The sequence below is a fragment of the Vibrio sp. SCP2 genome, from assembly GCF_059295395.1.
Window position 1 is genome coordinate 1,465,959 of record NZ_JCAFVV010000001.1, and the last position, 13,129, is coordinate 1,479,087.

The 13,129-nt window shown below is 45.3% G+C and carries 16 protein-coding genes; 3 read left to right on the plus strand and 13 right to left on the minus strand.

The window, feature by feature from the left end:
* Positions 1 to 143: 143 nt before the first annotated feature.
* From AC5O63_RS07015 to AC5O63_RS07050, 8 genes are all read right to left on the minus strand, one after another.
* Positions 144 to 482, minus strand: a complete 339-nt coding sequence (locus tag AC5O63_RS07015) for a cytosolic protein (protein WP_494504419.1) — start codon at positions 480 to 482, stop codon at positions 144 to 146.
* Between the two features lie 69 nt (positions 483 to 551).
* The gene (locus AC5O63_RS07020) at positions 552 to 1,793 is read right to left on the minus strand and encodes an RNA polymerase sigma factor (protein WP_494504420.1); all 1,242 of its coding nucleotides are present in this window, start codon (positions 1,791 to 1,793) and stop codon (positions 552 to 554) included.
* Positions 1,794 to 1,796: 3 nt separating this feature from the next.
* Complete coding sequence (locus AC5O63_RS07025) at positions 1,797 to 2,156, minus strand: YciI family protein (RefSeq protein ID WP_004748745.1); 360 nt, start codon at positions 2,154 to 2,156, stop codon at positions 1,797 to 1,799.
* Positions 2,157 to 2,481: 325 nt separating this feature from the next.
* Positions 2,482 to 3,213, minus strand: coding sequence for a dienelactone hydrolase family protein (locus AC5O63_RS07030; protein ID WP_486787762.1), 732 nt, complete (start codon positions 3,211 to 3,213; stop codon positions 2,482 to 2,484).
* Between the two features lie 101 nt (positions 3,214 to 3,314).
* A complete protein-coding gene (gene yiaY, locus AC5O63_RS07035; RefSeq protein WP_171319821.1) occupies positions 3,315 to 4,463 on the minus strand; it encodes an L-threonine dehydrogenase in 1,149 nt (382 codons plus the stop codon).
* A 290-nt stretch (positions 4,464 to 4,753) separates the two neighbouring features.
* Entirely contained in the window at positions 4,754 to 5,404 is a 651-nt protein-coding gene (gene elbB, locus AC5O63_RS07040; RefSeq protein WP_494504421.1) for an isoprenoid biosynthesis glyoxalase ElbB, read from the minus strand.
* 69 nt (positions 5,405 to 5,473) lie between these two features.
* Positions 5,474 to 5,608 carry a hypothetical protein gene (locus tag AC5O63_RS07045; RefSeq protein ID WP_272787406.1) on the minus strand — a complete coding sequence of 45 codons (135 nt, stop codon included), beginning with the start codon at positions 5,606 to 5,608 and terminating at the stop codon, positions 5,474 to 5,476.
* Between the two features lie 135 nt (positions 5,609 to 5,743).
* The gene (locus AC5O63_RS07050) at positions 5,744 to 6,661 is read right to left on the minus strand and encodes a LysR family transcriptional regulator (RefSeq protein ID WP_272239512.1); all 918 of its coding nucleotides are present in this window, start codon (positions 6,659 to 6,661) and stop codon (positions 5,744 to 5,746) included.
* Between the two features lie 96 nt (positions 6,662 to 6,757).
* On the opposite strand from AC5O63_RS07050, the gene yjjG reads away from it, so the two are divergent.
* Positions 6,758 to 7,432 (plus strand): pyrimidine 5'-nucleotidase, encoded by a 675-nt coding sequence (gene yjjG / locus AC5O63_RS07055; RefSeq protein ID WP_494504422.1) that lies wholly within the window; start codon positions 6,758 to 6,760, stop codon positions 7,430 to 7,432.
* A 64-nt stretch (positions 7,433 to 7,496) separates the two neighbouring features.
* Entirely contained in the window at positions 7,497 to 7,712 is a 216-nt protein-coding gene (locus tag AC5O63_RS07060; protein WP_004748738.1) for a cold shock domain-containing protein, read from the plus strand.
* Positions 7,713 to 7,718: 6 nt separating this feature from the next.
* Here the strand turns inward: AC5O63_RS07060 and AC5O63_RS07065 are convergent, their stop codons facing one another.
* Together AC5O63_RS07065 and AC5O63_RS07070 are read right to left on the minus strand one after the other, a co-directional pair.
* Complete coding sequence (locus tag AC5O63_RS07065) at positions 7,719 to 8,405, minus strand: helix-turn-helix transcriptional regulator (protein ID WP_494504423.1); 687 nt, start codon at positions 8,403 to 8,405, stop codon at positions 7,719 to 7,721.
* A 78-nt stretch (positions 8,406 to 8,483) separates the two neighbouring features.
* On the minus strand, positions 8,484 to 8,804 hold the full coding sequence (locus AC5O63_RS07070) for a hypothetical protein (protein WP_004748736.1): 321 nt from the start codon (positions 8,802 to 8,804) through the stop codon (positions 8,484 to 8,486).
* Between the two features lie 207 nt (positions 8,805 to 9,011).
* Between AC5O63_RS07070 and AC5O63_RS07075 the strand changes: the two genes are divergently transcribed.
* Positions 9,012 to 9,605, plus strand: a complete 594-nt coding sequence (locus AC5O63_RS07075; RefSeq protein ID WP_494504424.1) for a DUF1294 domain-containing protein — start codon at positions 9,012 to 9,014, stop codon at positions 9,603 to 9,605.
* Between the two features lie 66 nt (positions 9,606 to 9,671).
* Here AC5O63_RS07075 and phnX read toward each other — a convergent pair whose 3' ends face one another.
* From phnX to phnW, 3 genes are all read right to left on the minus strand, one after another.
* Positions 9,672 to 10,487: a phosphonoacetaldehyde hydrolase gene (phnX, locus tag AC5O63_RS07080; RefSeq protein WP_494504425.1), complete on the minus strand. Its 816-nt coding sequence runs from the start codon at positions 10,485 to 10,487 to the stop codon at positions 9,672 to 9,674.
* Between the two features lie 68 nt (positions 10,488 to 10,555).
* The gene (locus AC5O63_RS07085; protein WP_494504426.1) at positions 10,556 to 11,935 is read right to left on the minus strand and encodes an aspartate aminotransferase family protein; all 1,380 of its coding nucleotides are present in this window, start codon (positions 11,933 to 11,935) and stop codon (positions 10,556 to 10,558) included.
* A gap of 25 nt (positions 11,936 to 11,960) precedes the next feature.
* Complete coding sequence (gene phnW, locus AC5O63_RS07090) at positions 11,961 to 13,064, minus strand: 2-aminoethylphosphonate--pyruvate transaminase (protein WP_494504427.1); 1,104 nt, start codon at positions 13,062 to 13,064, stop codon at positions 11,961 to 11,963.
* Between the last annotated feature and the right edge of the window lie 65 nt (positions 13,065 to 13,129).

A 13,129-nucleotide genomic window follows, 5' to 3' on the forward strand; every position in this document is an offset into this window, starting at 1 on the left:
CAGCGAACGAAACTTACCTCAGTATCCTTAAACTCTCCCCAGATAACTCCTGTCCTATTGAAAAGAGTCAGACCGTAAAGCTGACTCTTTTACTTTTATTCCTTGCTCGGGCTATTCGTCGATTTCAACTTACAGAGCAACTGTTAGTCCATTCGGGTGATAAAGGTTTGCTCGTCATCCACAAAAGCCACATAGCCACCGTGATAGATAAACACCCGGCCGCGACCCTCAACGATGCAGGCAAGCTGTGGGTTTAGATCTTCTTCGATGTTCATGCTTTGAAACGTGCCAGTATCCGTAATGACGCCATGAATTGAAGGCAAATATCCATAAGTACGCTTGGCTTGATCAATCAGACTCAATTCACTGGTGATAGAGAAGCAAGAGGGGATCGCACCAGCGTCTTCGATAAATATAGGTTTCAGCTCTTCAAAAGCGGTAATCACTAGCCAGTCGATGCCGTTAACATGATGGATGAACATAGGTTTTCTCGGTAATTCTGATGCGCAGATTGTATCACTATCATAGGAGAACCCAATAGAGGGTTACGTTTAAGCGGCGTCACCCTGTGTCAACTCTCGTAATTTCAACTCTAAGAAAGCGCGGGTCGCCGTACTTGGCGACTTTTCTATGGCCAGTTTATAAAAAGTACAAGCTTCGGCTTTATGTCCTAGTTTTCTGAGAATATGCGCTCGTGCCGCGTACCAAGGTTGGTAATCTTTAAGGTCTTCTTTTATCTCGTCCAACCTTTTAAGTGCAAGTTCTGCACGCTCTGTTTCTGCAAACACTACTGCCCAGTTTAAGGCGACAACTGGAGTAGGTTCGAAGCGCCATAGTGATTGATAAAGCAAAGACATTTGAATCCAATCAGGGTTGGGTTTCATCATATGGCAGTCTGCAATAGCTGCCTTGATCTGAAAAGGGCCAGGTCGCCTTTTTTCGATAGCCTTGGAAAGGATGCATTGAGCTTCATCAATATCGTCTAGCAGCCATAATGTGCTGTCCTGTTCTTCAATAGGCACTATGGCGCCACTAACATCGATTCGTGCTGTGCTTCTTGCATCAGTAAGTAGCATTAATGCCAAGATACCCTCTACTTCTGGTTCATTGGGTCGTAGTGTCATCAAAAGTCTCGCTAAAAAGATGCCCTCTTGGCATAGGGAACGTGGGCTCTTGTCTTCTGTTACATAGCCAGTGGTGAATATCAAATAGATGGTTTTAAGCACAGTTTCCAATCTGTCATCCCATTTGTCTTCATCTGGGGTCGAGAACGGAATGCCTTTGGCTTTAAGTGACGCTTTTGCGCGATACAGTCGCTGCCCCATGGTTTTTTCGTTATCTAGGAAAGCGGCGGCGATTTCCTTGGTCGTTAAATTGCAAACTGTACGTAGGGTCAACGCGATACGTGACTTTTCTTCCAAGGCTGGATGACAGCAGGTAAAGATGAGCTTTAAACGTTCGTCCGGAATGGCTTCATGAACGTCATACTCTAAGTCTGAGGCAAAATGGTCAGCTAGATCCACCGTTTTACGTTGCTCTCGTTGCACCCGACGAATCTGGTCTATTCCCTTATTTAAGCCGACTCTCATTAGCCAAGCCTTAGGGTTATGAGGCGGCCCGGACCGAGTCCAGTGTTTCAAGGCCGATATTGTTGCTTCCTGTAGGGCATCCTCGGCCAATTGAAAATCATTAAGGCGAGAAATAAGCCCCGCCAAAAGCAGTCCTCTGTCTTTATGCAAGAGATCATGAATAATCTGACTGACAGCGATAGCTTTTGAAGAGGCGTTATTCATACGTTAATCTGCTTCACTATAATTCAGCAAAGGACGAACCTCGATGGTGCCGAACTTAGCCACAGGAATGATTGCTGCGCATTTCAATGCGGCGTCCAAGTCAGGCACGTCAACGATATAGTATCCCCCCAAGTTTTCACGTGTTTCTGCAAAGGGACCGTCCATGGTTTCTACCTTACCGGAGTGGATTCTCAATGAAGTTGCAGTTTCTACCCCCTCCAATCCTTCGCCACCAACAAGTACGCCATCTTTTTCGAACGTCTCTGAGGTAAGGGCAAAATCTTCCATCATCTTGTCAAATTCAGGAGTACCAAATGCTGGCTCTTTATCTGGTGCAGCATAAAGCAAAAGCATATATTTCATCTTAATTTTCCTTCTGGTTTGTTGTTTCCTACTCAAGGACGTTTTCGCTTCGCCATTTTCGACACGAACTTAAAATTATTTTAACTCTGTGAATGAATGTACATTAGAACGTAGACTAAATAGCTATCAATGGTGAGATTTGTGCTAGGTGTCGTTTAAGTGTTTGATTGACAGGGTAGGGAAGGGAATATTTATGAAGCGCTCAGATATCTTTTCAAGTGATGTTTAGCGTTAAAATTTGCAGGAATCGATCGCGTGGTTTAGTCACTGAAAAATGGTTGAGGATAAAAAGCCGACAGTAACGTCGGCTTATTTTGGTACAAATCTACTGGGTGGTGGCGGTTAAGAAGTTGGAAAAGCTTGCCCAAGATTTACGATCGGCATCTTCACGATACCTAGGGCTGCCAAAAACCGTAAAAGCGTGTGGGGCTCCGCTGTAGGTAATCATTTCGTGTTTTACGTTAGCCGTTTCTAGCTGTTCGGCTAACGAGGCGAATTGGGACATTGGAATCGCGCTATCAGCCGTGCCGTGAAGCACTAGAATAGGCGCAGTCGTTTGCGAGTAAGATTGCCCATCTGGCGTGCTAAGGCCGCCGTGGAAGGTAACAAACCCTTTGGCATTCATTCCTGCTCGTGCAGATTCCAGGACTGCGGCACCACCAAAGCAGTATCCCATCACGACGACATTCTCGGCGTTTCCTCCCAAAGAAGCCGCAAAATCGAGGCTACCTTGCATTAGTGCACGAAGCTTCTCTCGATCTTTATAGAGTTCTCCGGTGTGTTGTTTCTTATCTTTCACTTCCGTTGGGCGGACACCTTTGCCAAATAGGTCAGCAGCAAAAACGTTATAGCCCATCTCATTGAGCATTTGTGCTCTTTTCATTTCGTAATCGGTCAGCCCATCCCAATCGTGGATAAGCAGAACAAGAGGAGCGTTGTCGCTCACTTTAGCCCAGTAGCCCTCGTAGTCACTACCTTTTACATTGTAAATTTTGCTTTCACCTGCCTGAACGAGCGAGGATAATAAAAGAAGAATAAGCCCAATTGTTGATTTCATAGAACACCTCCGTTGTCGTAGAAGTGTAGTACGCAATTAGAAACTAAAGGGTACAAAAAAGCCTCCCGAAGGAGGCTTGGTCTGTAAGGAAAAGCGTTGAATTACATCGCAGCTTCAAAGATCGCTGAGATCTCTTCATGCGTTGCTTGTTTAGGGTTAGTAAAGCCACATGCGTCTTTGAGGGCATTGTCGGCTAGTACTGGAATGTCTTCAGATTTTGCGCCTAGCTCTTGGATACCTGCTGGAATACCCACATCTTTTGCAAGTGCCACAATGGCATCGATAGCCGCTTCAGCACCTTGCTCAGCGCTCAATCCTTCTACTTCAACGCCCATTGCTTTCGCTACGTCGCGTAGACGTTCAGGGCAAACCTGCGCGTTGTAGCGTTGAACGTGTGGAAGAAGAATTGCGTTACATACACCATGTGGTAGGTCGTAGAATCCGCCTAACTGGTGTGCCATTGCGTGAACATAACCTAGAGAAGCGTTGTTAAATGCCATACCTGCCATGAACTGGGCATAAGCCATCTGTTCGCGAGCTTCGATGTCGTCACCATTTTCTACGGCTTTACGTAGATGTGCTTGAATAAGCTCGATTGCTTTAATCGCTACCGCGTCAGTGATAGGTGTCGCTGCGATTGAAACATAGGCTTCAACAGCGTGAGTCAATGCGTCCATACCGGTTGCGGCTGTAAGTGAAGCAGGTTTAGCTAGCATCAGTTCAGGATCATTAACCGAAATCAGTGGCGTTGTGTGCTTATCAACAATAGCCATCTTAATGTGGCGCTCTTCGTCTGTGATGATACAGAAGCGGGTCATTTCAGATGCAGTACCCGCGGTAGTGTTGATTGCGATAAGTGGTAGCATTGGCTTCGCTGATTGGTCAACACCTTCGTAGTCACCGATTTTGCCGCCATTTGAAGCGACCAAAGCGATACCTTTAGCACAGTCGTGTGGAGAGCCACCGCCTAGAGAAATGACAAAGTCACACTCGTTGTCGGCAAGCAGTGACAAGCCATCATTTACGTTGCTGATTGTTGGGTTTGGTTGAGTGCCATCAAATACTACAGTCTCAACATCACGTTCAGACAACATGTCTTGTACTTGCTTAACCATACCAATTTGGCTAAGAATTTTGTCTGTAACGATAAGACCTTTTTTGAAGCCTTGAGATTGGATGCTATCAGCAGCATCTTTTAGGCAGCCTGCGCCCATTAGGTTTACTGTAGGGATGAAAAATGCACTTGTCATTGGATTGCTCCATATTCTTATAGATTTAAAAACTGTATTTAGACTCGCATAACTATCCGATCAAAAATCTTGATCTTAGACAATTAACTCACCCAAAAGGGGTAGATTTGGCTGCGAAATGTGAAGTCAATCTAGTTGCATATTTATCGTATATAAACTTGTTAAATATTAGTGGGTTAGCGCAATCGTTTTCTCAACAGTAATTGGGGTTAAATAAGATTCATATTGCTTCATGAAAACTAAAAAGCCCCTATCCACAGAACATGGATAGGGGCCATAACATAAGATAACTATGCGAGTTTTACTAAGCGCTCAACGAGCTTGTCGATACCACTTGCGGCTTGTGAAATATTCTCGGCCAGCATATAGGCAGGTGTTGATAGCACTAGATTTTGCTCATCTACGACAATATCGCTGACATCGCAATTGACGTGCTCACCACCCAAAGCGTTGAACGCGGCTGCAGTTGCTTCGTCGTTACCGATAGTACCTTTAACTCCTTGATCGTAAATCATAGGAATTATCGCCGGAGCAATACAGAGGTAACCTGCGGGCTTGTTGGCTTGAGCAAAGGCGCGACATGCTGAGGCAACGTGAGTGTTGATACTGCACTCAGCACCTCTCACGGCAAAATCAGTCAGGTTTTTTGCTGCACCGAACCCACCAGGTACCAGTAAAGCATCATATTCCTCGACATTAAGCTTCGCGACATCTTCAATATTGCCTCGTGCAATACGTGCCGCTTCGACAAGAACATTGCGTTGCTCATCCATTTCTTCTCCTGTCTTGTGATTAATGACATGGAGTTGATCAATATTAGGAGCAAAGCAATGCCATGAAGCACCTTGCTTTTCTACTGCGTGTAGAGCGAGTACGGATTCGTGAATTTCTGCACCATCGAATACACCCGAGCCACTGAGAATAACTGCAATCTTTTTCATTTTATGTTCCCTTATAAACGTGCGCTAATAGGGTAGTAAAAATTGCTTGTTAGTGACCTGATGAGCTTCTCATTCTTCCAGTTCAAGTTCAGGGGTTGGCTCAGATTCACGTTCTAATTCTGGGCTATCCTCATGATCTTCTTCAGAATAGTTTTTTACGACGAACGGGATAAGCATGACACTAGATGGGAAAAATCGTTTCATTTCGAATGTCTCCTAGAACAGCAGGTATATGGCTATTCTGAACGGATGACAGCCGTTAAAAATTGTCTTACATCATTAACTGGCTGAGAAACTTTACCAAAGTAAATTTATGAGCTTAGTGTCACATTTGGCTATCTAAGGTAATAACCCTTCATCCCAATAGGGTGTTTCTGTTCCCAATCGTTGGTTGATGAAATCAATAAAGGCTCTAACCTTGTGAGGCATGTGTTTCTTTTCGGGGAATACTGCATAGACGGCATGGCTCGGTAAAGCGTAGTCTGACAAAACGACTTGTAAGTTACCTGCCGCGATATCTTTCCCTGCAATAAAGGTAGGAAGGTTTGCAATGCCACTTCCTCCCAGAACCGCCCGACGTATCGCTTCACTATTGTTGACCACCAAGCGACCTTTAGGAATGACTTTGAACTCGTTTCCTGCAGAGTGAAGTGACCATTCAGAACCTCCGCGATAATAGCTGTACTGCAAGCAACTGTGCTTGGAGAGATCGCTAGGTTTACTCGGCAAGCCATGCAGAGATAAATAACTGGGTGCGGCGCAAAGGACGCTTCTACAGGGGGCTAGACGTTTTGCGACCAAGTTAGAAAGGGGTAAATCACCGATTCGGATCCCAACATCAAATCTCTCCGCGACAAGATCCACCATGCGATCTTCTAAGTTAAGGTCAATTTCGACATCTGGATAGAGAGCTAAAAAGTCAGAAATGAGTGGGGCAATGTGCAATACACCAAATGACATCGGCGCTGTTACTTTGAGTGTGCCTCTTGGGTTGCCTTGGAGCTCAGTGACCGCATCAATCCCTTGTTGTGCGAGCGAGAGAGATTGGACAACATAATCGTAATAGCGCTGGCCCGCTTCGGTTAGGCTAAGTTTGCGCGTGGTACGGTTAATGAGTCGAATACCTAGCTCATCTTCTAGTTGGGTAATTCGCTTGCTTACCGCCGATTTGGTGATATTAAGTTTGCTGGCTGCGGTAGAAAAACTGCCACTTTCAACCACTGAAACAAAGATGGGAATCGCAGAAAAAGCTTGCATTGGTTGAGCTCCAGTAAACAATAAGTTTCTTTGTTAGGGTATTATCATCTAAAAGAAAACAATTTACACTAGCGGCGAGAATTTGAGGAGATAATAATGAAGTACGATTGGATCTTATTTGATGCTGACGAAACCCTGTTTCATTTTGATGCCTTTAAAGGGATGCAGCTAATGTTCTCTCGTAAAGGAATTGACTTCACGCAAGGCGACTTTGAACACTATCAGAAGATCAATAAGCCGTTGTGGGTCGATTATCAAAATGGCGCAATTACTGCGCACGAGTTAAAGCATACGCGATTCAAAGAGTGGGCAGACAAGCTAGAAACGACGACGTCAGAGTTAAACTCTTCATTCCTTGAAGCCATGGCGGATATCTGCACGGTTCTACCTGGAGCGAAAGAGCTGATGGAAGCGATACATGGCAAAGCGAAAATGGGCATTATCACTAATGGTTTTACCGATCTTCAGGCGATCAGACTCGAAAAAACTGGGATGACCCAGTACTTCGAACATGTCATCATTTCTGAAGAAGTTGGGGTAGCGAAACCCGATAAAGCGATTTTCAGTCACGCACTAGAGAAAATGGGCATGCCTTGCAAAAGTAAGGTGTTGATGGTGGGTGATAACCAACACTCCGATATCTTGGGTGGTCTTAACTTTGGTATTGAAACATGTTGGCTGAATAGCAGCGGTATGGAACAAGATCATTCGATTTCGCCTCACTACACGGTAAGTTCATTACATCAGCTAAAAGATATTTTGATTGCTTAGCGAGTGATCCCAAAACGCTTAACGCCAGTACTTAGTACTAAAGTTTGTATTAAGGGATGTGAAGATGTCGGTATTGGGAAAAATAGTTGATCTAGATGAAGGCCATGGCTACGGCTTTATCAAGCAGGAAAACGAAGACGACAAAGTGTTCTTTCACGTGAGAGATATCGCGGTCTCCTCCATTGAACCTCATATCAATGAGCTGGTAGAGTTCGATGTTGAGTCGGACCTTAATGGCTGCCGTTTGGCTCTGAATATCTCTCCAACTTTAATGAAGTAACGTTATTTAAGCATCTGGAGCGTGTTGTCTAATGTAGTATTCGAGGCATTTTTCTGCTGAAGTCTCGAATACTTCATCAAGGATATTGAGCTTGTCTATGCGATCAATTCGAAAGTGACGATAGTCATCTCTTAGCTCACACCAAGCAACTAGCGTCCAAATCTTTCCCCAAAATATTTGCCCGAGTGGCTGCAATTTACGAACGGTTTTATTACCGCTCTGATCACTGTAATCAATTTCGATTTTTAACTTGGCGTCTGTAGCATGTCGGAGCATTTTACTGCGCGTCGCATCTTTTGTAGAAGTGTGAATTTCCGGCACGAATATCGGAAAGCTCTCAATCTGTTTCTTGAGCCGATCGGGAAGGACAGAGAGTATCTTGGTTGAGGCCGATTTTGATGCGGTGGCGAGTTCATCGTCAGACCAAGCTCGCACCATTCGCATACCGAGCTCAAGCGCGATCATTTCTTGATCGGTAAACATCAAAGGTGGCAAATGAGAATCAGCCTGTAGCAAATAGCCAACCCCGGCTTCTCCTTGTATCGGTACACCAGAATTGAGTAACGATTGGATATCTCGGTAGATGGTTCTTTCGCTCACTTCCATCTGCTCGGCAAGGTGAGAGGCCGTGACAGCATAACGCTTTGAGCGCATTAGGGTTAAAAGTTCAAACAGCCGTTCTGATTTACTCACTTGTCTTCCTAACATTAGAAGTGGTCAAACAATGGAAAATAGGGAGCCTTACTCGCTCCCCAAACTATTGACTCGTTGCTATTGGTATTTTGCCGCTAGGTCACTCATCATGATTGTCTGATGTTGCATGATGACAGACTCTGGGTCAATTAAAGCCATAAGCGGTTTACAGTCTTCACTCGCCATAAACTGCTCACCAGCCGCTTTTGCATTATCCATTGAGTCCCAGTAGACCACGTCCGTCCAAGTGCCTGAATCTTGGTCAAAGCTTAACGAGCGATATTCAAATCCGTTTAATGACGATACAAATTTCTGGCTCTGCTCACTTGCCGAAACGAGCTGCTCTGAAGTTGCATTCTCTAGTAATTTGAAGCGAACGATTTCGATGACACTTTTCATAATTAAATTCCTTGTTTTGTGTTGTTTAGGTTCGAATTAAGAATATGGGAGTGGTGTGTCAGAACCTGTCAGGAGTGTTTCACTTCAAAAAAATACGAGAAAATAGCGAAAATATGCACGCAGTGGAATATGTGTGCTATAGGTAATTAAATAAAGTCTATAACGATTGCTATTACATTTAACGTTGTTGCTAGGAAGAGGAAAACTATGTCCATTCAAGGAACGATTGCTCAGTGGGATCAGAGCAAAGGATACGGTTACATTGCGGTAGAGAATCAAGATACCCAGATTCGTTTTCATATTAGTGATTTAGCGAACGCGTCACAGATACCAAGTGTTAGTGAACCAGTGGTGTTTAGGTTAGGGGCAGACAGCAATGGCATGATGCGAGCGATAGAAATTGAAAGGCCCGTGGTATTTAACTTTTCATTGGCGATTGCAATTTGGTTTTGTAGTGCTTTAGTCGGCAGCGTCGTTCTTCTCGATTTTCCTTTGGTCGCTTGTATGTTTTACCTTGCTATTAGCACTGTTACTTACACTGTGTATGCGTTCGATAAACATGCCAAACTAACAGGCACGTGGCGTGTCCCTGAAATAACCTTCCATTTGCTCAATTTACTGGGTGGATGGATTGGTGCCTTGTTTGCTCAGTCATTTATGCATCACAAGTATCATGATATTGGCTTTAAGTTCTTATTCTGGACGACGTTGGTACTCAATATTCTGTTTTATTGTTGGTTGAATACGGATCAAGGGGCGTTAATGCTTCATGAGTTTGTTTATCAATATCGAGTGTTATAGCGCTTAACATCAAACATTGAAAAAGGGCTCTGTTGAGCCCTTTTTGCTACCTTGAGGTTAACAGCGTTACGGTCGTTCACCCGCTGCTAATCTGCGCTCGATATCGGCAACCACTTGTGGAAAGTCAGCAATGGTATCGATTAGGTAGTGTGGTGAGCTCTTGATAAGCTTCGCACGTGCTTTTTCACGTGCGGCATCAAGGGTTGCTTCATCTGCCGCTTGGTACTCTTCAAACGTCAGACCCGCTTCGTTACCAGAAAGCAGCAGGCCAACGGTCCACATCCCCGCGTTATGACCTTCGTCGATGCCCGGTGCGGCATCATCCACTTTGATACAGGCATTCACATCGGTCACGTTAAGCTCAATGACGTTCTTGAGTGCCATAAATGGTGCAGGGCGACCACCCTGAGGAAGATCATCTGTTGCGACTACATAATCGGGCTTGTAGCCGTAGTCCGCCGCAACAGGAATCAGAACGTCCATCACCTGACGAGGGTACCCAGAACAAGATCCAATCTTAATGCCTTTGTCTTTGAGATCGTTTACCACTTCAATTGCATTCAGGATTGGCTCTGCGTGGTCTGCGACTTTTGCTTTTTGCAAAGGCATAAACGCCGCGTAGATAGCGTCAATGTCTTCGCTAGTCATCGAGCGACCAAACTTCTCATTCCAGCGTTTATCTACCGTAGGAATGCGGCCCACTGCCTGGATGTGGTCCCATTTACCAAGGCCCATTGGTTCGCGCGCTTCTTCAAGGTCGATTTCGAAATCAAAACCTTGCTTGAATGCTTCAACAAAGATGCTGGTCGGTGCAAATGAGCCAAAATCGACGATAGTGCCTGCCCAGTCAAAGATAACAGCCTGAATTGGTGAGTTGTTCATGTTGAATCCTTTTTGTTTGCCAAAGTGCCAAGTCATTGCTTTTACGGTACTTTGGATAAATCGAGTGTTTAATAGTAGTTAAAGTCTTTGCACACTTTGGCGATCGCTTCTTCGAAGATTGCCAAGGCTTCTGCCAGTTGTTCGCGAGTGATGATTAGCGGTGGACTTAGTTGGATAACATTGCCTTGCGACACCTTAAAGCTCATACCATGGTTGAGGCATTGGTAGAGCACGGCTTCGGCTTCGTCATAGGCGCGCTGCTTGCTCTCATGGTCGGTGACCAGTTCAATGCCCCAAAGCATGCCGATGCCACGAACATCGCCAATTACTGGGTATTTGGCTTTCATTTCTAGCAGCTTATCACGCATGAATTGGCTGTCGGCTTTGGCTTTGTCTAGCAAGCCGTCTTGCTCTATCGCTTCCATGGTTGCTAGTGCCGCCGCGCAGCCGATTGGGCTTTTCTCATGTGTGTAATGTCCCATGGAGATTTGCTCAGCGGTGTTGTATTTATCTTTGGTGACCATAGCGGCGATAGGCACTAAGCCTCCGCCTAAACCTTTACCAATACACAGAATGTCTGGCTCAATATCGTAAGCTTGATAGGTAAACCATTCGCCGCTGCGACCCATTCCGTTGGGAATGTCGTCGATAATCAGCATCACATTGTGCTTATCACAAATTTCACGGATGCGTTTCCAGTAGGCTTTACTTGGCACTTGTACATCGGTGTTGCGAACTGCTTCGGCGATAAACACCCCGACACCGCCTTCTTTCTCTATTACGTACTCAAGGTAGTCGGCATAATGCACATCACTGCCGTCTGGTGATGGAAGGGCGCCTCGGTAAGATACGGCTGGTGGGATGCGCTCTACACCCGCCATTAGTGGACCCATACCCTGACGAAAGCAGGCTTCACCACCGACAGAGATAGCATCCAGTGACGCACCATGGAAAGAGTCCCATAAAGAGACGACTTTGTAGTTTCCTGTGATGTGACGTGCCAGTTTTAGCGCCATACCAACGGCGGATGTACCACCAGGTGCAAACAACACACGATTCAACTTACCACCACAGATTTGCGTTAGCTTCTCAGCACATTCAATAGCAGTTTGGTTAGTAAAACGGCGTGGTGAAAACGGCAACTTGGCAATTTGCTCTTGCACACGTTTAATCACATGTGGATGTCCGTAACCCAACTGGTGAACATTATTGCCATGGAAATCCATGTACTTTTTGCCCGTCGAATCTTGGATATAGATGCCTTCTGCTGCTTCCAACGTATCTAGGCAAGGCGTCGACATAGCTTGATGAAGAAAGACCTCCGAATCACGCTTCAACAATGCTTGCGTGCGTTCGTCGTCCATCGATGCATTCCAAGCTTGGCGCGCTGGTGTCGTGTTGACATCACCTTCGCTACGGAAGTGGGTCGGTTGTACATTTTCAGTCATAACGCTATCTCTTCCTTAAGGCTATTTAAGCAACTTGCCAGTACATGGCTTTTTCAATCGCACCGATTAGGCGCTCAATATCCGCAGGGTACACTTCACCAATGTTGCCGATACGGAAACAGTCTGCGTTTGACACCTTACCCGGATAAATCACAAAACCTTGCTCCTTCAAACGGGTGTAGAATTCTTTGAACTGATAGTCACTGTGCGTAGGAGAGTAGAAAGAGGTGATGATTGGTGAATGAAGCTCATCATTCAGTAGTGGCTCAAAGCCGAGAGAGCGCATACCCGTAACCAGTGTTTTCTGGTTAGTCTGGTAACGGTTGTGACGCGCTTCGACACCGCCTTCTTGCTCAAGCTCTAATAAAGCTTGGTAGAAAGCGCGAACCGTGTGCGTTGGAGACGTGAAACGCCATTTACCGTGGTTCGCTTCCATACAGTGCCATTGGTCGTATAGATCAAGGCTTAAAGAGCGTGCCTGACCTTGGCATTTTTCTAGCTCAGTTTGTTTTGCGATTACAAAGCCAAAACCCGGAACGCCTTGAATACATTTGTTTGCAGAGCTGATCATAAAGTCGATGTTGAGCTTTGCAATATCGATAGGAATCCCACCAAAGCTCGACATTGCATCGAGAATCACCACTTTGCCGTGCGCTTTTGCCATCGACGCAAAAGCTTCAATTGGGTTAAGCATGCCTGTTGTGGTTTCGCAGTGAACAATCGCAACATGGGTGATGCTAGGATCCGATGCCAATGCAGTTTCCACCTCGTTCAAGTGTGGCTGTGATGTTTCGCCAGGGGAAACTACATGGCATGGAATGTTTAGATACTCAGCAATTTGAGCGATACGTGCGCCGTATGCACCGTTGTCAACAACCAACAATTTGCCATCTTTGCCAATAGCGCTGCCAATCGTTGCCTCTACAGATGCGGTACCACTGCCTTGCATCAGTACGCTAGTGTAGCCACCTTGCTTTGTTGCGAGTTTTACTAGCTTAGTGCGGATAACTTCTACGATGTCTTTGTTGTAGTCATCATCCCAAGTACACCAATCTTTAAGCATGGCTTCACGAACGGTTTCAGATGTCGATAAAGGACCCGGAGTCAGCAGTAGGTATTCGTTTTTCATCTCGATTTCCATTTTAACTATATTTGGTCTACACCAGAATTTGAATTTACTTTAGCAAGAGGAAA

Excerpts from the sequence above, each read along its gene's own strand:
- AC5O63_RS07025 (WP_004748745.1), bottom strand. The coding sequence starts at position 2,156 with ATGAAATATATGCTTTTGCTTTATGCTGCACCAGATAAAGAGCCAGCA.
- AC5O63_RS07075 (WP_494504424.1), top strand. The coding sequence starts at position 9,012 with ATGTCCATTCAAGGAACGATTGCTCAGTGGGATCAGAGCAAAGGATAC.
- AC5O63_RS07015 (WP_494504419.1), bottom strand. The coding sequence starts at position 482 with ATGTTCATCCATCATGTTAACGGCATCGACTGGCTAGTGATTACCGCT.
- AC5O63_RS07050 (WP_272239512.1), bottom strand. The coding sequence starts at position 6,661 with ATGCAAGCTTTTTCTGCGATTCCCATCTTTGTTTCAGTGGTTGAAAGT.
- AC5O63_RS07020 (WP_494504420.1), bottom strand. The coding sequence starts at position 1,793 with ATGAATAACGCCTCTTCAAAAGCTATCGCTGTCAGTCAGATTATTCAT.
- yiaY (WP_171319821.1), bottom strand. The coding sequence starts at position 4,463 with ATGACAAGTGCATTTTTCATCCCTACAGTAAACCTAATGGGCGCAGGC.
- phnW (WP_494504427.1), bottom strand. The coding sequence starts at position 13,064 with ATGAAAAACGAATACCTACTGCTGACTCCGGGTCCTTTATCGACATCT.
- AC5O63_RS07085 (WP_494504426.1), bottom strand. The coding sequence starts at position 11,935 with ATGACTGAAAATGTACAACCGACCCACTTCCGTAGCGAAGGTGATGTC.
- AC5O63_RS07060 (WP_004748738.1), top strand. The coding sequence starts at position 7,497 with ATGTCGGTATTGGGAAAAATAGTTGATCTAGATGAAGGCCATGGCTAC.
- AC5O63_RS07045 (WP_272787406.1), bottom strand. The coding sequence starts at position 5,608 with ATGAAACGATTTTTCCCATCTAGTGTCATGCTTATCCCGTTCGTCGTA.
- elbB (WP_494504421.1), bottom strand. The coding sequence starts at position 5,404 with ATGAAAAAGATTGCAGTTATTCTCAGTGGCTCGGGTGTATTCGATGGT.
- phnX (WP_494504425.1), bottom strand. The coding sequence starts at position 10,487 with ATGAACAACTCACCAATTCAGGCTGTTATCTTTGACTGGGCAGGCACT.
- AC5O63_RS07070 (WP_004748736.1), bottom strand. The coding sequence starts at position 8,804 with ATGAAAAGTGTCATCGAAATCGTTCGCTTCAAATTACTAGAGAATGCA.
- AC5O63_RS07030 (WP_486787762.1), bottom strand. The coding sequence starts at position 3,213 with ATGAAATCAACAATTGGGCTTATTCTTCTTTTATTATCCTCGCTCGTT.
- yjjG (WP_494504422.1), top strand. The coding sequence starts at position 6,758 with ATGAAGTACGATTGGATCTTATTTGATGCTGACGAAACCCTGTTTCAT.